This window comes from Desulfallas thermosapovorans DSM 6562 (assembly GCF_008124625.1).
GTDB lineage: Bacteria > Bacillota > Desulfotomaculia > Desulfotomaculales > Desulfallaceae > Sporotomaculum > Sporotomaculum thermosapovorans.
In genome coordinates this window covers 72559-95041 of record NZ_VNHM01000008.1, presented here as the reverse complement: position 1 = coordinate 95041, position 22483 = coordinate 72559, and the positions used below count along the sequence as shown (strand labels likewise).

General features: G+C 46.9%; 19 protein-coding genes. 5 read left to right on the top strand and 14 right to left on the bottom strand.

Features of this window, described 5'->3' with window-relative positions; genetic code table 11:
- The first annotated feature begins 9 nt into the window (after positions 1 to 9).
- Positions 10 to 1068, top strand: coding sequence for a [FeFe] hydrogenase H-cluster radical SAM maturase HydE (gene hydE / locus LX24_RS08490; protein WP_166511712.1), 1059 nt, complete (start codon positions 10 to 12; stop codon positions 1066 to 1068).
- Entirely contained in the window at positions 1065 to 2480 is a 1416-nt protein-coding gene (gene hydG, locus LX24_RS08485; protein WP_166511711.1) for a [FeFe] hydrogenase H-cluster radical SAM maturase HydG, read from the top strand. The genes hydE and hydG overlap by 4 nt, the downstream gene beginning before the upstream one ends.
- 101 nt (positions 2481 to 2581) lie before the next feature.
- Here hydG and LX24_RS08480 read toward each other — a convergent pair whose 3' ends face one another.
- The 13 genes from LX24_RS08480 to LX24_RS08420 all read right to left on the bottom strand — a co-directional run bounded on the left by LX24_RS08480 (position 2582) and on the right by LX24_RS08420 (position 18020).
- Positions 2582 to 3775, bottom strand: coding sequence for an anaerobic nitric oxide reductase flavorubredoxin (locus LX24_RS08480; RefSeq protein WP_166511710.1), 1194 nt, complete (start codon positions 3773 to 3775; stop codon positions 2582 to 2584).
- 312 nt (positions 3776 to 4087) lie between these two features.
- Complete coding sequence (locus LX24_RS08475) at positions 4088 to 5377, bottom strand: MFS transporter (RefSeq protein WP_243131680.1); 1290 nt, start codon at positions 5375 to 5377, stop codon at positions 4088 to 4090.
- 218 nt (positions 5378 to 5595) lie between these two features.
- Positions 5596 to 6273: an SOS response-associated peptidase gene (locus LX24_RS08470; protein ID WP_341473566.1), complete on the bottom strand. Its 678-nt coding sequence runs from the start codon at positions 6271 to 6273 to the stop codon at positions 5596 to 5598.
- Positions 6274 to 6461: 188 nt separating this feature from the next.
- Complete coding sequence (locus LX24_RS08465) at positions 6462 to 7289, bottom strand: MetQ/NlpA family ABC transporter substrate-binding protein (RefSeq protein WP_166511708.1); 828 nt, start codon at positions 7287 to 7289, stop codon at positions 6462 to 6464.
- Between the two features lie 4 nt (positions 7290 to 7293).
- Positions 7294 to 7980, bottom strand: a complete 687-nt coding sequence (locus LX24_RS08460) for a methionine ABC transporter permease (protein ID WP_423244331.1) — start codon at positions 7978 to 7980, stop codon at positions 7294 to 7296.
- Positions 7973 to 9004, bottom strand: a complete 1032-nt coding sequence (locus LX24_RS08455; protein ID WP_166511707.1) for a methionine ABC transporter ATP-binding protein — start codon at positions 9002 to 9004, stop codon at positions 7973 to 7975. Before LX24_RS08455 ends, LX24_RS08460 begins: the two co-directional genes overlap by 8 nt.
- A gap of 391 nt (positions 9005 to 9395) precedes the next feature.
- Entirely contained in the window at positions 9396 to 9896 is a 501-nt protein-coding gene (locus LX24_RS08450; RefSeq protein ID WP_166511706.1) for an NADH-quinone oxidoreductase subunit NuoE family protein, read from the bottom strand.
- A 37-nt stretch (positions 9897 to 9933) separates the two neighbouring features.
- Complete coding sequence (locus LX24_RS08445; RefSeq protein ID WP_166511705.1) at positions 9934 to 11082, bottom strand: SpoIIE family protein phosphatase; 1149 nt, start codon at positions 11080 to 11082, stop codon at positions 9934 to 9936.
- A 24-nt stretch (positions 11083 to 11106) separates the two neighbouring features.
- On the bottom strand, positions 11107 to 12828 hold the full coding sequence (locus LX24_RS08440; protein WP_166511704.1) for a [Fe-Fe] hydrogenase large subunit C-terminal domain-containing protein: 1722 nt from the start codon (positions 12826 to 12828) through the stop codon (positions 11107 to 11109).
- Between the two features lie 129 nt (positions 12829 to 12957).
- On the bottom strand, positions 12958 to 14973 hold the full coding sequence (locus LX24_RS08435; protein WP_166511703.1) for a [FeFe] hydrogenase, group A: 2016 nt from the start codon (positions 14971 to 14973) through the stop codon (positions 12958 to 12960).
- 32 nt (positions 14974 to 15005) lie between these two features.
- On the bottom strand, positions 15006 to 16886 hold the full coding sequence (gene nuoF, locus LX24_RS08430; protein WP_166511702.1) for an NADH-quinone oxidoreductase subunit NuoF: 1881 nt from the start codon (positions 16884 to 16886) through the stop codon (positions 15006 to 15008).
- Between the two features lie 41 nt (positions 16887 to 16927).
- Positions 16928 to 17404, bottom strand: coding sequence for an NADH-quinone oxidoreductase subunit NuoE family protein (locus tag LX24_RS08425; RefSeq protein WP_166511701.1), 477 nt, complete (start codon positions 17402 to 17404; stop codon positions 16928 to 16930).
- A 61-nt stretch (positions 17405 to 17465) separates the two neighbouring features.
- Positions 17466 to 18020, bottom strand: coding sequence for a helix-turn-helix domain-containing protein (locus tag LX24_RS08420; protein WP_166511700.1), 555 nt, complete (start codon positions 18018 to 18020; stop codon positions 17466 to 17468).
- A gap of 266 nt (positions 18021 to 18286) precedes the next feature.
- On the opposite strand from LX24_RS08420, the gene LX24_RS08415 reads away from it, so the two are divergent.
- Positions 18287 to 19180: a copper amine oxidase N-terminal domain-containing protein gene (locus tag LX24_RS08415; protein ID WP_166511699.1), complete on the top strand. Its 894-nt coding sequence runs from the start codon at positions 18287 to 18289 to the stop codon at positions 19178 to 19180.
- A gap of 422 nt (positions 19181 to 19602) precedes the next feature.
- On the opposite strand, the gene LX24_RS08410 is transcribed toward LX24_RS08415, so the two are convergent.
- Positions 19603 to 20037: a YkvA family protein gene (locus LX24_RS08410; RefSeq protein ID WP_166511698.1), complete on the bottom strand. Its 435-nt coding sequence runs from the start codon at positions 20035 to 20037 to the stop codon at positions 19603 to 19605.
- A gap of 269 nt (positions 20038 to 20306) precedes the next feature.
- Here LX24_RS08410 and LX24_RS08405 point away from each other — a divergent pair, with 269 nt between their 5' ends.
- The gene (locus LX24_RS08405; protein ID WP_166511697.1) at positions 20307 to 21221 is read left to right on the top strand and encodes an ABC transporter ATP-binding protein; all 915 of its coding nucleotides are present in this window, start codon (positions 20307 to 20309) and stop codon (positions 21219 to 21221) included.
- 3 nt (positions 21222 to 21224) lie between these two features.
- Entirely contained in the window at positions 21225 to 22448 is a 1224-nt protein-coding gene (locus LX24_RS08400) for an ABC transporter permease (RefSeq protein WP_166511696.1), read from the top strand.
- Positions 22449 to 22483 lie beyond the last annotated feature (35 nt).

Below are 22483 nucleotides of genomic sequence, written 5' to 3'. Positions count from 1 at the left end.
GATTAAATAATGTATGACTTTGCACGGGCTCTGGCTGACGCTGTTTCCGGTAGCAAGCTGGAAACCGGAGCTATCAAGGCATTACTGATGGCAAACCCGGAACAAACCAAATCCCTTTACAGTGCTGCGGACCGTACCCGGCAAACCGGCGTGGGGGATGAAGTGCACCTGCGCGCCATTATTGAATTTTCCAATTACTGCCGCAAAAACTGTCTATACTGCGGCCTGCGCCGGGACAATAAGTCCATAGCCCGCTACCGCTTGTCCCTGGATGAAATTTTGACGACCGCCACCGAAGCAGTCGCCCTGGGCTTTCGCACGGTGGTGCTACAATCCGGCGAAGACCTTTATTACACCCCGGAGGATATTGCCCGGCTGGTGTACAGCATAAAAAACAAGCATGACGTTGCCATTACCCTGTCACTGGGGGAACACCGGCGGGAGAATTACCGGTTATGGCGTGAAGCCGGTGCTGACCGCTACCTGCTGAAACATGAAACAGCAAACCCGGAACTTTTCAGGTTTTTAAAGCCGGACACCACCTTTGAGACCCGCCTCCGCTGCCTTCACTGGCTGAAGGAACTGGACTACCAGACCGGTTCGGGCAACATGGTGGGACTGCCGGGGCAGGACCTGGATACCCTGGCCCGTGATGTGGCGCTGCTTCGGGACCTGGACGTGGAAATGGCCGGAGTGGGACCCTTTCTACCCCATTACGCCACGCCCCTGAAAGATGCGGCGGCGGGTGACCCGGAACTGACCTTGAAGACCCTGGCGGTAACCAGGTTATGCCTGCCCGGGGCCCACCTGCCCGCCACCACTGCCCTGTGCACCCTGGCCACCGATGGGCGCAAGCTGGCGCTAAATGCAGGTGCCAACGTGATTATGCCCAATTTAACCCCGCTTGATGTGCGGCGGCAATACCAGATTTACCCGCAAAAATCAGACATGACGGAAAAACCCCTGGAGACGCTCACCAGTATCAAAAAGTTACTGGCCGGACTGGCCAGGCCCCTGGCCACGAGCCACGGACACGCACCCAAATTTACGGGAGGGATGAAACAATGAGCATGAAAGCAGACTTCATAAACGAGGAACAAATTTACACCTGGCTGGAAGAAGCCCGGCAGGCCACCAAAGAGGACGCCCTGCACATCATAGAAAAGGCGGGCAAGGCCGGGGGGCTTACCCCCGCGGAATGCGCCGTGCTGCTGCATATAGAGGATCAGGAATTGCTGGAGGAGATATACCGGACAGCGCACCGGATCAAAGAAAAAATATACGGCCGCAGGCTGGTGCTGTTCGCACCGCTTTATATCAGCAACTACTGTGTAAATAATTGCGTCTACTGCGGCTACCGGCGCGATAATAATTTCACCAGGCGGCGGCTGTCCATGGAGGAACTGCGGGAAGAAGTTATGGTACTGGAATCCATGGGACATAAACGGTTGGCCCTGGAAGCCGGTGAAGATCCCCAAAACTGCCCCATCGAGTATGTTCTCGAGGCCATCAAAACCATTTATGAAATAAAGAAAGAAAACGGCAGTATCCGGAGGATTAATGTAAACATCGCCGCCACCACTGTGGAAAATTACAGCCGGCTGAAAGAAGCCAACATAGGCACCTATATTTTGTTCCAGGAAACCTACCACCGCTCAACTTATGCGGCCATGCACCCCTTGGGCCCCAAGCACGATTACGATTACCACACCACCGCCATGGACCGGGCCATGCAGGGCGGCATCGATGATGTAGGAATCGGAGTGCTTTTCGGCCTGTACGATTATAAATTCGAAGTTTTAGCCATGCTCATGCACGCCCTGCACCTGGAGGAAGTATTCGGCGTCGGCCCGCACACCATTTCCGTGCCCAGGTTGCGCCCGGCTCTGGGGGTCAACTACGACACCTTTCCCCACCTGGTAAAGGATGCTGACTTTAAAAAGATTATTGCCGTGCTGCGGCTGGCGGTTCCCTACACCGGAATGATTATTTCCACCAGGGAATCGGCCGGTTTTAGAGATGAGCTCATTAACGTGGGCATATCCCAAATCAGCGCCGGTTCATGCACCGGGGTAGGTGGCTACAGGGAAGAACAAAACAGAAAAGAGACCTGTACTTGTCATAGCGATGATTCACCGCAGTTTCAAATCGAGGACACCAGGAGCATTGACGAGGTACTGCGCAGCGTATGCCAATCAGGCTACATCCCCAGTTTTTGTACCGCCTGTTACCGCAGCGGCCGTACCGGTGAGCGGTTTATGCCCCTGGCCAAGAGCGGTGAAATCCAAAACGTTTGCCAGCCCAACGCCATCCTGACTTTCAAGGAATTCCTGGAGGATTACGCTTTACCCCAAACCAGGGAAGTAGGGGACAAAACCATCGCTGACCACTTAAATGAAATAAAAAGCCCTAGAATAAGGCAGTTAACCGAGGAACGATTGAAAATGATTGAACAGGGACAGCGGGACCTTTACTTTTAAGTAAAAAGCCGCCTCATGCCGGTAATAAAAGGCGGAGGCGGTACCAGTGTAATGGCACCAGGGCACCTGGAAAACATCCACCACCAGGTGCCCCGGTCAATTTATTGCAATTGTTCCTTCATTGCCGCAGCAAATTGTTCTCCAAATGCCTCACATTCTTTCAAGTCCTCAGGTGTCGGGTCATATTTCATCTTTACCGGGTCAAGGAGTATTTCAAATCCCGCATCCCTTAAATGCTCCTCCACCAGTTTGGGGGATTCGCCGCTCCAGCCATAGGAACCGAATGCTCCCCCCACCTTATCCTTAAATCTAAGTCCTTTGACAATTTCCAGGATGGCGGCAGTGGCGCTCAGTATACCTTTATTTATGGTGGAACTACCCACTATAACGCCCTTGGCTTTAAAAATCTCGGTAACAACATCGTTTTTATCAATTTTAGCCAGATTAAAGACCTTGGACCCGACCCCTTTGTTCTCCAAACCCTTGGCTATGGATAGGGCCATTTTTTTAGTAGCACCCCACATGGTATCATAAAGTACCAGTGCGGTCCCCTCATGGTAACCGCTGGCCCACAGCTCGTATTTTTCCACTATTTGCAGCGGATTTTCCCGCCATATAATCCCGTGACTGGGGGCAATCATGTCAATGGGCAAATTGAGGCTTTTTATCTCACTGATTTTCCTTTTTACCAGGTCACTGAAAGGAGTCAGTATGTTGGCATAATACTTGAGCGCCTCCTGAAATAATTCACCCTGATCCACCAGATCGTTAAACAAATACGGAGATGCGTAATGCTGGCCAAAGGCGTCGTTGGACAGCAATACACTGGCCCCGGCTACGTAGGTGGCCATTGAATCGGGCCAGTGCAGCATGGGCATTTCCACGAAAACAAGCTTATAATCCCCCAGCTCAACACTGTCACCCGTTTTAACAATATTAAAATTCCAATCCTTATGGAAATGCCCCTTGATCATCGCAGCACCGTTTTTGGTGCAATATATCGGAGTTTCAGGGATTTTTTCCATCAAATACAACAGGCTGCCGGCATGATCCTGCTCGGTATGGTTGACCACTATCAAGTCTATATTGGCCAAACCCACTTCTTTATCCAGTTGTTCGACAAAACCCTCATGAAACGGTGTCCAAACGGTATCCACCAGGGCGATCTTTTTATCTTTAATCAAATAAGAATTGTAGGTGGAACCCCGATGGGTGGAGTATTCCTCGCCATGAAATTTTTTCAACTCCCAATCTTTTACCCCAACCCAGTATATTTTATCCCTTATTTCAATCATTACCTGCACCCCTTTGCTCTTTTATTAGCCCGATTACAATTAGTGTTTCAAGTTTTAAAAAAAATAACACTACTTTATCCAACCTGTTAACTTATATTAACCTGTCTTTCCATTTAATACAACCTATCTGGGCCAAATTTATTTGATTTTTCAGAATAATATATTTAAAAAGCATAGTTGGGTGCCGGGAGTCATAGGATTGAAAGATTTTCACCTTTTTAGCCCTATGACTCCGGCACCTGCTTGAACACCTCAAAAGCCCGCCTGCACAGAGATAATGAGCAGACCTGGCGGGGACTATGCAAATAGCCCCTAGTAGCTGATACCGGCACGTTTACTGGTAATTTGATACAGAACACCTGTCAGTGCCAATAATATACCGGTGACCAGCAAAATTAAGCCGATAGATATGATATCGGCAAGGGGGCCGAAAAATAATATGGCTACGGGCATTGCAGTACCGGTAACGATTTGCACCAGGGAGAACACCCGCCCCATCATGGCTGCTTCCACGTTTTCCTGAATTAATACCGTCTGGGCAGTGGCGATAATGGGCATAAAAAAGCCGGCGGCACCCATTATAAGTAGATATATAGTGAAATTCTTGGCAATACCCAGCAGGGCGAAGGTAATACCGAAGGCCACCAAACAAACTGCCACGGTGAATATTTTATCCCTGAATTCACCGCGCAGGGAAACAAAGGCCCCACCGATTAAAGTGCCCACCGTCCAAACTATTTCATTGGCGGTCAGTCGCCAAACATCGCTGCCGAAGCTGCGTTCCACCAATAACGGTGTTAATACCGCCGCCGGTGTTATTAACACAAATGACACCCCGAAAATAATTAAGGTCCGCTTCAACAGTTTGTGATTAAGTGTATAGGTTATTCCCTGGCGCAGCTCGGTAAGTACACCCGTAACTTCTTCAGACCGGACAACCTTTTCGACATGCATAAAACCAAGGGCTATGATAGCCAGTGAAGCAGTAATCACATCCAGCATAAAGGCCCAGGTAATACCCAAGGAGCCCAGCACAATCCCGCCCACTGCGGGAGATAGCAGCATTAATACCGAGTTCAGGGTCTGGTTGATACCCTGCACCCTGGTCAACTTCTCCACCGGGACAATTTGCGGGTACATGGCTACAATGGCAGGGGTTTGAATCCCGGCCCCGATAGAACGAACAGCCGAAATAACCAAAAGCAGTTCCATGCTTTGATAACCGGCCAGGAATGCAATTACCAGGCCCAGCGTGGCCAGGGCAATGAAACCATCCGCCAGCATAATGAGGTGTTTGCGGTTATAACGATCCGCCCAAACACCGGCCCAAAGGGATATCAGCACCTGGGGCAACAATGAAAAGATGGTAAAGAGCATCACCCATGTACCGGATGATGTTTGTAGAGTGATATACCATATTATTGCGAAACTAACAACAGAGGAGCCGAAAAGGGATAGATTCTGGCTGATTATAAATAAAGCTATCTTATGCTTCCATGTAGAGTTATTTTCTTGCACCTGGTTTATATTCATAAAATCGTCCTTTCCGTTTATCGGGAAGAAGGACACAAAAAGGCGATGGAGAACACCATCGCCTTTCATTAATACTAATCCTGTTATAAAAGGTTTAGTAATAAAGATGTGCCTTCCCCGGATTTTTGTAATTCAGTTTGTAAAAACAGGCGCACTTATCCCTGTAGACATAATCGAGCACAGGAATCATACGGATATTTGCCTTATTCATTCCGGCGAAGACCAACATCTTTTACACCTCACTTCCATGAAATCTTTATCTATAATAATAGATTTGATACGAAAGATCAAGAATACTTTTCAAGCAGTTTTGGGTGGTCATGTTCAGGTGAGTTCACCATGCTTGAAACTTGATAGGCCATCATCAAGCCACCGTATGGCTGCAGCAGTTCTTTAAGTTCAACAACATCATTTGATTCCAACCAAATTTGGCAGGCACTTTCCCCGGACAAAACAACCGGCATCCGGTTGTGAATACTGCGCATAAAGTCATTTGGCCCGGTGGTAATAATGGCACAAGAGCGGGTGATATTACCTTCAGGCGATTGCCACTGCGCCCAGATCCCCGCGAAAGCAAAAACTTCTTTGTCCGGCAGAATAATTCGCACAGGCGTTTTCCCACCAGCTTGCTTTTTCCACTCGTAAAAACCATCAGCAGGGACCAGGCATCTTCGTTTAATAAACGAAGATTTAAAGGCCGGTTTTTGGTCGATTGTTTCCGCCCGGGCATTGATTAATTTGTTACCGGTTGAGACCTCCTTCGCCCAGTGGGGGACTAAGCCCCACCGCATCAACGATATTACCCTGTGATCAACCGGGCCGGTAATAACGGGAACATTTTGGCCAGGGGCAATATTATAGCGCTTGCTGTAAATAAAACTTTCCTTTTTGTACTGGACTTGAAAAACCCTTAGAATAGTTGATAGTTCAACCGACAGTGTAAATCGCCCGCACATAAAAATCATCCCTCGACTGTAGGTCCATTATTTTCACAAAATATAAACTAGCGAACATCAATTAAAATACTGAATACATCGCCAAATACTTTAATTTGCCAAACAAACTTATTATCCTTCAAAATGAAAAACTAATACTTGAGCAAATACAAAAAGAGCCTGCTCTATAAAGCACGGCTCTTATTGTATCGTTTAATTTAAAAGGCTGGGATCACGCTTCCCTTGTAATTATCCTCGATAAACTGTTTCACTTCCGGTGATTGTAATGCTTCACCCAGTTTCTTAATAGCTTCCTTATCTTTGTCTTCTGCCCGAACCGCCACTATATTAGCAAAGGGAGAATCCTTTGCCTCCATAAAAATAGCGTCTTCCACCGGATTTAGATTGGCTTCCAAAGCGTAGTTGCTGTTAATTACGCATACATCCAGGTCCGCCAAAGCTCTGGGCAGCATGGCAGCGTCCATCATCTGTATGGTCAAATTTTTCGGGTTTTCCACAATGTCGGCATCGGTAGCGGTAACACCGGCACCTTCCCTTAACGTCAAGAGACCCGCCGCTTCAAGAACATTTAAAGCCCGGCCGCCATTGGTGGCGTCGTTGGGTATGCCTATCTTGGCTCCGTCGGCCAGGTTGTCCAGGTTATCGATTTTATTGGAATATACACCCATGGGTTCGGTGTGTACCTTGACACTCCACACCAGATCGGCGTTATTGTTAGCATTATAATCATCCAGGTAAGGTATGTGCTGGAAGAAGTTAGCGTCGATTTGTTTATCCTTCAAAGCCGGGTTAAGTAATACATAATCAGTGAATACTTGAATCTCCAGGTCCACACCCTTTTCTTGCAACATGGGCTTGACCACTTCCAATATCTCAGCGTGGGGTTTGGCAGTGGCCCCAACCACCAGTTTGCTGGAACCGGCGTCATTGTTATTGGCCGTATCGCCGGCGTTATTTCCTCCACACCCGGCCAAAACAACAACGGCCAGCGCCAGGGAGCACAGCAGTGCCACGATTCTCTTCATCAATTTACCTCCTTTTGTTGGATACTTTTGCGGCGAGATTATCACCAAGCATTTGAATACCCTGAACCAGTACGATCAGGACTATCACGGTTGCCCACATGATGGAGTTATCATAACGCTGGTAACCGTAATAGTAAGCCAGTGTACCCAAACCACCTCCTCCTACAATTCCTGCCATGGCAGAATAACCGACCAGGTTAATGGTTGTTATGGCAACCCCTAAAAACAGCGAGGGCTTGGCCTCGGGCAATAAAACCTTGGAGATTATTGTCCAGGTATTGGCCCCCATGGAAAGGGCCGCCTCGATCAATCCCCATTCAATCTCCTTCAGGGAAGTCTCCACCAAACGGGCCACAAAGGGAATGGCCGCCAGGGTAAGGGGGACTATGGAAGCCACTGTACCGATGGATGTGCCGACAATCAAACGAGTAACGGGAATAAGCAAGATCAAAAAAATAATAAAGGGTATAGACCTGGTGGCATTGATGATCCATCCAAGTACCCGGTTTACTACATTGCTTTCCAGGATATGGCCTTTGGCGGTAATGACCAGTATAACTCCCAGGGGCAGTCCGAACAAATAACTCAATACGGTGGATGTTAAAACCATGTAGATAGTTTCCCAGGTGGCCAAAACCAGTTTTTCCGCCAGCCAGCCGTTGATGCCCATGTTCACCAGCATTTCAGGCATTATTTAACACCTCGATTTCCAGACCCCGGCTACGCAGGTAATCCAACGATTCCTGCAGTACTCCGGGCGGCCCAATCAATTCCAGGGCCAGGTTGCCAAAGGGTATGTCTTTGACCCTGTCCACATTACCGTAAAGGATGTTGGCCTCAATACCGTACTTGCGGACCATCGATGATATTACCGGTTCCCCGGCCGAAGCACCGATGAAAGAGATACGAATAAACTTGGAATGTGTCTGTTCACCTTGAGCCCAAGAACGGTGCAGCAATTCGGCAGGCACTTCCCTGCTTATAACGGTATTGACAAAACTACGGGAGGTGGGTGTACCGGGACTGGAAAAGACACTTAAGACATCGCCCACTTCAACAATTTGGGAGTTATCAATAACCGCCACCCGGTCACATACCTCTTTGATGACATTCATATCATGGGTAATCAGTAAAATAGTCAGGTTAAGCTGGCGATTAATATCCCTTAAAAGCTGTAAGATAGATCTGGTGGTCTGGGGATCCAGGGCCGAGGTGGCCTCATCGGATAAAAGCAATTTAGGACCGTTAGCCAAAGCCCGGGCAATACCCACCCTTTGTTTCTGCCCCCCGCTTAGCTGGCTGGGAAAAGCGTCTGCCCTATCCGCCAATCCCACCAGTTCCAGGAGTTCCCGGGTCCGCTTGGCTGCCTCCTGCCGGGGGACCCTGGCTATTTCCAGTGGAAACATTACATTATCAAAGACCGTTCTGGATGACAGTAAATTAAAATGCTGAAAAATCATACCGATTTTTTGCCGGGCGATACGCAGCTCACGCTTGTTCAGGCTGGTAATTTCCTGACCGTCCACTATAATGGAGCCTTCAGTGGGGGTTTCCAGCATGTTAATACACCTGATCAGTGTACTTTTACCCGCCCCGCTTAAACCGATAATACCGAATATCTCGCCCTTTTCCACGGAAAGGTTTACCTTATCCAGGGCGATAACTCTCTGGTTCGGGGTTGCATAAACTTTGCTTAAACCTTTAATTTCGATCAATTTAGTGTCCTCCCGCAATACATACGTCTCCACGCATTATTTCGTCGCTTAAAGGCGAAAAACCTCCCGTAGACCGATCTTAAAATTCACAATGTCTCAGGCGGGCTTAAAGTGTGTTCTTCCAGAGCCTGTTCTAAAAGTATGCAAAATTAACTTCCCGGTGGTGCCAGGTATTGAAGGGTTGAAAGTCCTGTTAAAATGCACCAAATTTAAAAAAGACACAAAAAAATCTCCCCATATATATTTGAGGAAGAATAAAACACAAAAGTATATGTTCAAGCCTTGGTAGACTGGATGAACATAATAAAAGCAATCGCTGCACTTGTTAATATAAAAATTAAACAGGTGGTTTAATTATTCAGCTCAAAACCTACCGGCCAGGAGGGCGGGATTATTCGCAGGAATTTAAAATTTCTGCTATTTTGTCCAATTCCACCCGGGGGTATATTACATCATTGATCATTATAACCGGGCTGAGAGCGCAAGAGCCCAGGCAGCGCACAACTTCCAGTGAAAACTTCCCGTCCGGCGAAGTTTCCCCCGGTTCCAGAGCCAGCTCCTGGCTTAAACGCTCCAATAAACGGGCGGAACCATGCAGATAACAGTTTGTTCCCAGGCAAACACTAATTTTGTATTTAGCAGGCGGGGCAGGCTTAATTAAAGGGAAGTAATTAATCATCCCCGACACATCTTTGGGCTGCAAACCAAAACTACCGGCAATTTGGTGTAAAACCGCCTCGGATATCGTGCCCAGTAAATCCTGCACGTCCTGAAGCACCAGGTAAAGCCCGTCCGGCTTGTCTTGATGTTTATTTATTATTTTTTCAACCATACCTTCAATGTCGCCGGTCAGCCTTGCCTTATTACCGCAGTTTAAATGCTTTTCCTGCATTGTTTATGTGTTCCCCTCCCCGCTTAATTCCAGCCATTTAAAAATATTCCTCGGTCACATTTTTGCCGGTATCCCTCAAGAGCCTGATCAAATCCCGTATGATAAACTCCTTATATACGTAGATGTTGGGCACACCCTCACCGTATAGACCTGGATTAGTTGCGGTTCCAACCATAAAGTGCACACTATCGGCGTTATATAATACGGACGCTAACCTGCTAGCCCCGTCTTTACCTTTAAAGCTATTCGGACCAGGACTCCCTTTTAACTTGTCAAGGGCATCCACCAGTGTAACGGCACCTTCGGTAACCAGATCTATGCCCGGAATTATACCAATGGGCGGCACCCGGTGGCTGCGGGATGAAAGATCTACCCGTACTTCCCGGCCCAATACTCTTCCCACTATATTACCGGTGGTACCACCACAGACAACCTTAATTCCTCCGGAACGCATAAATTTGTCCACCACCATGTCATCATCGTCTTTATTTCGTGGTGGACCGATGAGCACTACAACATTATTCGGCCTGCGCGTTTTTACAACGGCTATACTGGCATCGTCACCGGGCTGTCCGCCGTAAATGTTATTGCATAAACGAGCAATCTCCCCCGCCCAATCCGCCGCCTTTTGGGATGGGTTATAAGTTTGGGTCAGATATAGACCAACCCTGTCCCAACCCCAACCCAGGTTCCAAACTTTACCCACCCCGGCGTGCAGTACTCCATCGGTGATCATTACCAACCAATCATGCTCACCCAGTACAAAATTTGATTCCCGGATAGCCTTGCCATCCAGAATTCTCTCGGTTTTCTTTAAATTAACCAGCCCGTTACCATGGCCGCAAAAACAGGGTGGGTTTTCATACTCAATCAAGTGAGCGTTACCGTCCCCTGCCACTCGCAATACAGTGAAGGTGCTGTAGGCCAGCTTTCTCACCTTACAAATCGGCAAGGTGTGAGCAAGGGTTTCCATAACATCATCTATAGAACCGCCCATTTGCAGCATGGTGCCGGCTGTTTTGGCCGTAAGCCTGGAAAGGATATTGGCTTTGACTCCGCTTCCCAGACCATCCGCCACAACAACAATGTGATCATCCCCGCTGCTGGTAATTTCAATGCTGTCACCGCAGAGTTCTTCACCCTTTTTATTCAATTGAGCAGTACCGATTTCAACACAAATATCCATTTAACCGCGGTTCTCCCTTCAGTCTTAAAAAGGATCCTCTTGCATCAATTCAATCAATTTAGTTAAAAGAACCTTGGTTTCCGCTGTTGTTTCTCCCAAAAGCCCGGCAATCTCCTGGGCTACAGTCATTTGCTTGGTAATAACTTCCTGGGCCCGTGATATGGTCTGCCCTTTTACCAGTTCGTATTGCTCGTGACGCCTTTTTTCTGCCGTTATGTCAACCAGAATTCCCACTATGCTTTTTTCCTTTTCCATGGGGAAAATAATTTCTCTGACGATTTTACCTATCTGGTCGTAATTACGGGTCCGGTTAATCATCTTTCCGGTTTCGATAACTTCCCTAAAACTACTTATATCTAAAAATTGATCCAATTTTTGTCCCACTAATTCACGGATCGACCGGTTAAATAAACTACCGGCCGCCGGGTTGGTTTCCCGAATAATCAGTTCATCGTCCAAAATAACAACGGCGTTGGGCATGACACCAAGCACCCGGTTTGACATGGATTCCGCCCGTTTACGCATGTATGGAATACACATTTCGGGCTGGGCGTTCCCCTGGTATACGGCAACGGCCTTGTCGCGGCATGTATCAAAACCACAGGCACCGCAGTTCAATTCATCCTCCGGTTCAAACTTACCTGAGCGCTCCAGTATTTCTTTAATTTCGGCTTCGCTGGGTACGGGTAACACCACTTTGCGGTTTACATAGTTTCTTTGCAAAAGTTTAACATCAATATCGGTAATGGTGGCAGTATCATCACCTTCGGATGAACATCTGGATCTTTGATATTCGATAACTTTGCGCCGCCTGTTAAACAGGCCCTCGTCCCTGCCCAACATCAGTGGGCCGTTGATGCACCCGCCGGGACAGGCCAGTAATTCCACCAAACCCGGTAAAACATTACCACCCAAAGCCAAGTGTTTTATAAAATCTATACAGTTCTGCAGCCCGGATAACGTTACAAATCTTTCATCGGCCTGTTTCGGGACACCCACCGTCTTGAGCATACCCCCGTCAATGGGGAACAGTCTGGCCAGGCCCGGCCTCGGACCGTCAAATTCATCCGCTGCCAGGCCGACAGTGTCTATATTTTCCTCCAGAACCCATTCCCAGAGCTCGTCAAAACCAAGCACATAGTCGATGGCATCATCTACACCATTTACTAGCGCCTCATCCTTTTTCGCCGCACAAGGGCCTATAAAAACAGTTTGGCAACCCGGGTAAGATTCCTTCAAGTAACGCCCGTGGGCTATCATTGGTGATACCACCGGAGCAAGGTAAGGAAGCACCTCCGGGTAGTGCCGTTCAACCAGATTAACCACCACCGGGCAGGCACTGCTAATAAAAGCCCGCTCAAACCCCATACGACAGTGCTGCCGGGCCACCAGAGCGGCTCCCACTGAGGTTTCCTGTACTTTTTTAAACCCCAGCCTGCGTAGTAAAGCAGGCATTTGTCCCGGATCACCCAGAGGGAAACCCACCACAAAGGACGGCGCTACGCTGGCCACCAAAAAATCTCCGTTTTTAATGGAATGACGGACCTCAGCCAGGCTGGAGGTAACTCTTTTGGCTTTCTGGGGACAGGTTAACACACACCGGGCATCCTTCAAACACAGCTCATCGATCACCCGGGCATAAAGGGCACCTGTTTCCTCACTGGTACTAATACGAATCGCCTTTACGGGACAACCCCTTAGACAGCGATAACAGTCCCTGCACCTGGCTTCATTGGTCACAATCATTTCTACTTACCTCTTTCAGCTAATTTTTCACATACCAAATCTTTGCACATTATCACACAATCATTCGGCATTATTATTTTATATTCGAGGCGCATTTGAATTAACCTTTTTCTGCGGATAATTATTTGATTACTTGCTATCTACCTGCATAGCTATCCTGGTCCTGAATAATCGCTCGGCATTATCCCTGGTAACACCGGTTATTAATTCATCATTCACCCTGACGGAAACGCCCTGATCGCATTTTTCCAGGCAGAATGTGCCGTCTAGCTTGATTTTTCCTTCAAGGCCGTATTTATTTATCATATCCTTAAACATATTCAGTATATCGTAGGAGCCGCGCAAATAACAACCGGTGCCGACACAGACCGAAACATTAACCGGGACCTCTTCCGACAATTGGGTTAATTCTATGGGCCTGCCCGTTATTCTTCTCCGGGGAACGTAACGGGTATGCAGTTCGTGGTGCGCCGTGGTCGAGCCCGTACCTCCCAACCACTGGTTAATAATATGGTTAACATAGATATTATCCTGTGCCTTATGCACCTGCTCCATGGTGTCCAAGTTATAGATGGTTTTTAAACGCTGTACCCTGGCGGCGGTATCATTAACCTCGGGCTGGCCGCCGCCTCCTATGCACCCGCCGGGACAGGCCATAACTTCCACGGCGTGATAGTCTGCTTCGCCGTTTTTAATGCGCTGAATAAGCTTTTCGGCGTTGGCAATGCCATTAACCACCGCTAATTTCAATCTTTGCCCGTCAACTTCAACCTCGGCTTCTTTTAATCCCTGCATCCCCCGTACCGGATAAAAGTCAATTCTGCCTATTTCATTACCACTGGTGTAACCCGACACAAACCGTACCACCGATTCCATAACGCCCCCGGAGGCGCCGAAGATCAATGCACTGCCCGAGCCCATACCCAGTGGATTGTCAAAGCCCGCCGGTTCCAGCTCATTAAAGACAATACCCGCCTCCTTGAACATTTGGGCCAGTTCAACGGTGGTCAGCACTATATCCACATCGCGCACACCGGCGGTGGTAAATTCCGGCCTTTGGGCCTCGAATTTTTTAGCGGTGCAGGGCATAACCGAGATACATACCACCTCTCCCGGCTCTTTACCTATAACTCGGGCATAATGGTTCTTTACCAGTGACCCGAACATTTGCTGCGGCGACCGGCAACTGGAAACGTTGCCTAAAAGGTCGGCATGGGCCTGTTCGCAATATTTCACCCAACCCGGACAGCAAGAGGTGAACAGGGGCAGTTTTTCTCCCTTTTTCATCCTGCCCATAAACTCCATTGATTCTTCAATGGTGGTCAGGTCCGCCGCCAGTAACGTGTCGAAAACCCTGTCAGCGCCTATTTTCTTCAAAGCGGCCACCACTTTACCCGTAACTGCCGAACCCGCGGGTAGTCCAAATTCTTCGCCCAGGGCTACCCGTACTGCCGGGGCGATTTGAAATACCACAGTCTTGGACGGATCCAATATAGCTTTCCAGGCTTGTTCCACTTCCGACTTGGCCGACAGTGCACCGGTGGGGCAAACTGTTATGCACTGGCCACAATTAATGCAGGAAACCTCCGACAGTTCCTTGCCAAAGGCCGTGGTGACCTGCGTTTTTCTGCCCCGGAAGGCAAAATCCCAAATTCCCAGGCCCTGAATTTCCTTACACATGCGCACACAATCACCGCAGAGGATGCATTTATTGGGATCCTTGACAATGCTGCAGCTGGAATCATCGATGGGCAGCTTGATATCCCGGCTGCCGAAGCGGATTTTATTTACTCCGTACTGTTTGGCAAGTTTTTGCAGTTTGCAGCTGGTATTTTTTATACAAGTTGGGCACTCCCGGTCATGGTTGGCCAAGAGCAGTTCCAGAATCATTTTACGCAGTCTTCTGGTACGCGCAGTGTTGGTATGAATCACCATACCGTCGGATGGCGGTGTGGAGCAAGAGGCAACCAGACCCATCTTATCAACCTCGACCATGCAAAGGCGGCAGGCACCGTATACACTTAATTCTGAATGGTAGCAAAAGGTGGGGAGCTCAACGCCAATTCGCCGAACCAATTCCAACAGGTTTTTTGCCCCCGCAATTTCCACGGCCTGCCCGTCTATTATTACCTGTCCAGTTTGCATTTCAACACACTCCCTTTTTTGTATTTAGTTACTCAAGCCGTGTAAATAGCATTAAATTTGCATTTCTCCATACATGTGCCGCATTTCAGACATTTCTCCACTTCAATGACGTGCGGTTCTTTTTTATTTCCCGTGATGGCTTCGGCCGGACATACCTTGGCACAGAGCCCGCACCCCTTGCACTTGTCCTGATCGATATGATAGTCCAACAGGGCTTTGCAAACACCGGCCGGGCACTTTTTATCCCTGATATGGGCCATATACTCGTCTCTAAAATATTTCAGGGTGGTCAGCACCGGGTTCGGGGCTGTTTTGCCCAGCCCGCATAATGAACCATCTTGAACCGCCAGGGCCAATTCCTCCAAAAGCAGCAAATCTTCCTCGCCGGCCCTGCCCTCGGTAATGGCAGTTAGTATTTCCAGCATCCTTTTAGTGCCCTCGCGGCAGGGAACACACTTGCCGCAGGATTCGTTTTGCACGAAACCCATGAAAAACTTGGCCACTTCCACCATACAGGTATCCTCGCCCATGACCACCAAACCACCGGAACCAATCATAGCCCCTGCTTTTCTCAGTTCATCATAGTCAAGGGATAAATCCAGGTGGTCCTTTGTTAAACAACCCCCCGACGGGCCTCCGATTTGCACCGCTTTGAATTTTTTATTTTCCCTTAACCCGCCGCCGATTTCAAAGACTATTTCCCGCAAACTCATACCCATTGGTATTTCCACCAGACCGGTGTGGGCCACCTGACCGGCTAAAGCAAAAGTCTTTGTACCGGGACTGCATTCAGTGCCAAAACCCCTGAACCATTTACCACCCTTAAGGATAATAGACGGCAAATTGGCCAGCGTCTCTACGTTATTTATAATGGTAGGACAACCCCATAACCCTTTATTGGCCGGGAAAGGCGGGCGCGGTCTGGGCATACCCCGCTCCCCTTCTATAGAAGCAATCAGGGCGGTTTCCTCACCACAAACGAACGCCCCGGCACCCTCTTTGATATTGACTTTAAATGAAAAACCACTGTTTAGAATATTGTCCCCTAAAAGGCCCGCTTTTTCAGCTTCCGCCACTGCCCGCTTCAATCGTTTTACAGCCAGCGGGTATTCGGCGCGCACGTACACATAACCTTCATCGGCACCAATGGCAAAACCGGCTATCATCATACCTTCCAAAACCCGGTGGGGATCACCTTCCATCACGCTTCGATCCATGAAAGCGCCGGGGTCCCCCTCGTCACCGTTGCAGATGATATATTTTTTTGGCCCCTGGGCCGATGCAGCAAACTGCCATTTTCTGCCGGTGGGAAAACCGCCGCCACCCCGGCCCCTCAAGCCTGATTCCAGCACTTCCTTTATAACTTTTTCCGGTGTCATATTAAAAAGTGTCCTGGCAATGGCCTGGTAACCGCCATGGGCGATATAGTCATTTAAATCATCGGGATTGATACGCCCGCAATGTTCCAATGCTACCCTGGTTTGCTTCTGGTAAAAGGGTATTTCGTCCTGTGTAGCCACTGTTTGGCCGGTTACGGGATGTGTGTATAACAACCTTTCAACCAGTTGATTGTTTAAAATGTGTTTTTCAACTATTTCTTGAACATCATCTTTTTTCACGTGGTGGTAGAAAACACCACCGGGTTCAACCCGAACCAGCGGCCCCATCTGGCAAAAACCATGACAACCGCTGATATTAACAGCATAGGGTTCATGGCCCACCTCTTCCACCAGGTGTATTTTTACCGGTAAATTATACTTCTTTACCAAATCTTGTAATTCCTCATATACTTCCAGGGAACCGTTGGCCACGCAGCCTGTACCGGCACAAATCAATATCCGCATTTTTTCCCGTTCCAAAGCCTCTCGGGTTTGTTTATACAGGTTTAATAAATCATCCTTTGATTTAAGCATTTTTGGTCCACTCCCTTACTGCAAACTGTTTTTATTTAATTTCATTCCGTTTTCTGGAACTTTCTCAGAACTTCCAAAACTCCCTCGGGGGTCATCTGGCCATGGACCTCATTTTCATTAATGGTAACAACCGGTGCCAAACCACAGGCACCCAGGCAGGATACCGTTTCAACCGTAAACTGTAAATCTTTGGTTGTTTGCTCATCACCGGTCAGCTTGAGTTCCTTGCGCAAGGCAAAATTAATGGGTTCCGCCCCCCGCACATGACAGGCTGTACCGTCACAAATTTTGATCACATATTTGCCCTTGGGTATCATGGAAAATTGAGCATAGAATGTAGCTACGCCATAAACGGTCGCCGGCGGTATCCCCATGGCGGTGGCAATATAAGTAAGCACTTCTTCCGGCAAATAGCGGTATTCTTCCTGAACTTCCTGCAATATGGCAATAAGGTGCGAAACCTTTCCTTCGTGACTGTCAATAATATTTTGCAACCTTTGAAACTTTCTTTGCTGCATAATCTTACCTCCCCAACCAATGATAATTGTGAATTAATTAACTTTCCGAAACACTAAAAAATTAAATTCCCGGGGGGCAGATAACCCACAAACCGCTGGCCTTTTCCCGGCCGGTATTGGTTATCTCAACCAGATCCTCAAACATAATGTAGGCTGCATCCCCCTCCTTTAAACTGTATTTGGCGTTGGTGGTAGCTATGGTCACCTCGCCCTGCATTAAGTAGATAAAATCCTCATGCTCTCCTGAAAACAACGGAACCTTTACATCCACAGCACCGGGCTCCAGGGTAAACATCAGGGGCTGCATTTTTTTATTCCTGGTGCCCAAAAAAGAAAACAATTCCAGAACCATTAAACTGCTTTCAGTCTTAACTTTCCTGCGTTTATCTTTTTTGATAATAACCCACTCTTCCGGCAATTCCTCCTCAATAAGCAAGCTCATATTGGTGTTTAATGCGCCGGCAATACTTTTTAAGGTCGAAAAGGATGGCGAAACTTTATCTTGTTCCAATTGGTAAATAAAACTGGCTGTGACCCCAACCTCCTTGGCCAACTGCCTTACACTAAGGTTTTTGTTTTGGCGTAATTGCTTAATTCGTTCTCCCAATGTCGCCATACCAATCCCCCTTAAAAATTAAGCAAAAATTACAACATTTCTATTATACGAAAATTATAAACAATCACTTTACACATGTCAAGTAAAAGTTAACAAACCTGTACCTATAATTATACTTGTTAAAATAGCAACGGATTTTAATGTTCTCAAATGGGGCACCTGTACCAATTGGATTTGAGTGGAACATTTTATAAAATTATTCGTCTATGTGAATTAAAGGCGCGCCAATTTTCATGTATCAATTTTCATGTATAAGGGTGGTATAAATGAAAAAGAAAGTTTTCACCATTGCTACCGTACTGGTGCTTTCACTGGTTTTAGCGGCATCCGCCTATGCTCTTTCGCCAATTAAAATTGTGTTTAACGGCAATGAATTGGAATCCGACGTGGCACCGGCCATTGCAAACGGGCGGGTAATGGTTCCCCTCGGGGTTATTGCAGAGAAGTTCGGCGCAGAGGTAATTTGGGACGCCGGCAACAAAACCGTTCACATTAACACTACCCAATCGCAAGAGCCAGATAAAACGGACATGCGTGTGAACGGCTTGGAGAGTGCGCTGGTGCCCAGTGAAGCTGTATCAGCTGCCCGGACATGGGCCGAAGGGGTTAAAACAAGAAACGGTGCGCTGCAGTATGCAGTTATGACACCGGAACTGAAAAAGGAATGGTACCAGCAGTTTGAGGAAAACAACTGGGTCACAGGCACATCTAGTCCCTGGGTGGAAAAATATGATATCACGGAAAAAAGCAAGATTGACAACGATTCCATCAAGTATAAAGTGGCTTTCACTTATACCGATTCCACCCAAAAGAAATATGTAATGGAAGAGTATGTTACCGTTAAAAAACAAGAAGGCAAATGGTATGTATCTGCACTGGAAAAGGTTGATATCACCGGTAAAATCACCAAACTGATTGTAAACGATGATAAAGAAATAACGGGCATATTTGTGGAAAACGAATCCAAGGCGGAAACCCATTATGATAAAGCAAATGTTATGATTACAAGCAATACTAAAATTTATAAAGGTGATACTGATGAGCTTCTTACCTTAGATCACTTAAAAGAAGGTATTTACGTGGAAGCATACTTTGGTGGTCCTGTGTTAACAATCTACCCCGTGCAGGGTGGGGCGGAACGTATTAGAGTTTTTGAATAGCAGCTGAAAACGGGAGACAGTTAAAAGGCAGTCTCCCGTTTTTAATTACAGCAGATCTTTTACATAGTTTTTTAGTAATTTTTTAATAAATTGTATGGAACTTATCACCCTAAAAAACCGTCTTATTAATCAAAAGGGAAATTTCCTAAAATAATCAATGTTTTTAAACCAAATGAACAATGACATTTCGATACCAAACGAAAAAGTAACGTGCGCAACCGCCATGTTTTAAATTCTAAAGGAGCTGGTAATATGTTGACTGCCGTAGTCATGGTACTAATGGGTGCGTTTGGTGTCCCGTTGCTATTAAAAAAGATTAATACCTCCTGGAAATATAATTGACAATTCATCCGGTGACCATACCCGGTTTTCAAGACAAAAGCCACAATGCCTTGCTCTCGCAATGCTTGTGGCTTTATTGTTTATATCCTGGCCTTGAGCTTCTTCCACAGGCCGCTGCCCACCATTTTATCGGCTACCCTTAAAATGGACTGAATAACCTCCAGCACGTCCCCGTCACCGGCCCAGTTTCGCCTTACCACCTCGGGATCTGTATTGTTTATGATGCGATTTAACACGTAGGCTGCCAGGGCCAAATCATCCACGTACCCGGCGGGGCCTAACAATGCCTCTGGAATTAAATCAACCGGACTGATAAAGTAGGCAATTGCCGCCGCAAGTTTGGCCTTATCAGCCACATAAACATCCTTATCAAGGGTTAATTTGTAGAGCAAATGAAAAATATCGGGGGCCAGCAAGATATACTCGGCCCACTTGTTATCGGCACCGCTTTTACTATCCAACCACTTCTTTATCTTAACCCTCAAGTTTTGGTAAAAGTCCATTTCTTTGGACATATAGTCACCCCACTGTTATCGTTATATTTCAAATAAGCTTGATTAACGGGTTACCAATCCACAATCAATTCTATCCTCTGAAAACTAAAAAAACAAGTTCACGAGTTCATATGAAGCAGCGAACAGCTTTTCATACCATTGTTAACAGAAACTATTCATTAGTATGATGAAACCTTAGATGTTGTTTTTTCGTCTATGTATAATAGGCCATCAAGTTATAATATCCTTTATCACCCGGCAAACTGGACATATAAGGAGATAACAAGAAAATGGAAACTATTCTTAAAGTTGAAAACCTGGGGAAATCATTTAAAAACATTCCCATAATCCAGGATATATCCTTTGAAGTAAGAAAGGGCGAGATCATGGCCATACTTGGCCCTAACGGAGCAGGAAAATCGACCACCATCCGCAATATCATGGGCATTATGTACCCGGATTGCGGTACTGTTAAATATATAAACCGAAAGAATATCCCCCGCAATAAAATAGGTTATCTTCCAGAGGAACGCGGGCTATATAAAAACGTTAAAATCATGGATATCCTGCTTTATTTGGCGGAATTGAAGGATTACCCGCTCCCCAAAGCAAAGGACCGGGTACTTGCATATTTGAAAAAGTTCGATCTGGAGGGAAAGGAAAATACAACGGTTGAGGTGCTTTCCAAGGGTATGGGGCAAAAAGTGCAGTTTATTGCCTCGATTCTTCACGAACCGGAGCTATTGATACTGGATGAACCTTTTTCCGGGCTTGATCCTGTGGCCCAGGAATTATTCAAACAGGAAATACGCAACCTTGCGGCCGGCGGAACCGCCATTTTATTATCTTCCCATCAGATGAACCTGGTGGAGGAGATATGTGACCGCCTGTTCCTGATTCACCACGGTCAAAAGGTTATCTACGGTAATATGGAAGATGTAAAACGGGAATACGCAAATTTCAAATGCACTATCCGCGGTAATAATGATCACCAAGAACTAAAAGGCTTACCAAAAGTACAGCGTGTGGAACAAAAAGAAGGCACCACCATCCTGTATCTTGCCAAGGATGTTCAGGTTGCCCACTGGTTAAAACACCTGCCGGAGCATCTGGAAATAAACGAGTTGTCCATTGACCGCATTTCGCTGCATGAAATTTTCATCGATATCGCCACCAATAAAAACATTCAAAGAAAGAAGGTCTGACAGGTGCGCAATGCATTTAAAGTCGCCAAATGGGAATTTAAACGCAATATAAAAAATAAATCATTTCTCATCGGAATGTTCCTAACACCCGTCATTGTTTTATTATTTATGCTGCTGGGCACTTTTGTGGGCGGTTCCAGCAATACAGAGGACAACAGGACAATTGTTTATGTCCATGATAGTATCGGCATATTTGACACTCTGCAAGAAACTGTTAAAATCCATGATTTAAACTGGGAAATGCATGTAACGGATATCAGTGAAGAAGAAGTATCGAAAGAACTGGCATCCAGCGATAATACCGCCTATATTTTTCTGGATGACCGTGCAATCGATGAGCACATAATACCTGTTTATACCAGTGATAAAATAGACCGGTCTTTTATGAACCAGATTCAGGTGCTGGAAACTCCCATTAAAGCCTGGCAAATGAAACAAATCGGCCTTTCTGATGAGGAACTGGCCGCCATTTCCCGGGGGATCCAGTTTAAAGAGTCAAAACCGAAAGATTTGGCCGCAGGTGCTAAAACAGGCCCGGGGGCTCTAAATCGCATTGTACCGGGAGCATTTGCCGGTATTCTACTCCTTTCTATCATTATTTCAGGCATGTATATTTTCCAAAGTGCATCTCAGGAAAAGAAAGACAAGGTTGCCGAAATAATTCTGTCTTCATTGACGCCGGGTGAATTGATGCAGGGGAAAATTATCGGTTACTTCATGCTGGGAATGATTCAGGCAGTTGTTTTTTTAGGTTTTGCATTGGCTATAGCCCTCTGGAAAGTGGATATCCCTGTTATTGAGTATTTACTGGTACCCGAAATTATTTTGTTTGTTTTCATCGCCATCCTGGGCTACCTGTTATACTCAGCCATGTTCGTCGGGGTCGGTGCAACAATGGCGGATATGACATCAACAAGCAACTTCCAGGGCATGATTATAATGCTGCCATTCCTTCCCTTTGTCTTGGTCGGGCCGGTAATTGGCAACCCCAACGGGCTGATCGCACAAATTGCCACCTATATTCCGTTCACGGCACCGGGTGTACTGCTATTACGCTTGTCGGTACTGGAAGAATGGCCGTGGGTCGAGATTTTCATCGCCCTTGCCGTGCTAGTGGTAAGTATTTGGATCTTTATGATTCTGGCCGGTAAGATTTTCAAAACGGGCATCTTGATGTACGGTAAAAACGCGACACCTAAAGAAATCTGGAAATGGATCCGCGCATAGGTACATGCTGGACGGGGCCTTGCGACCCCATCCAG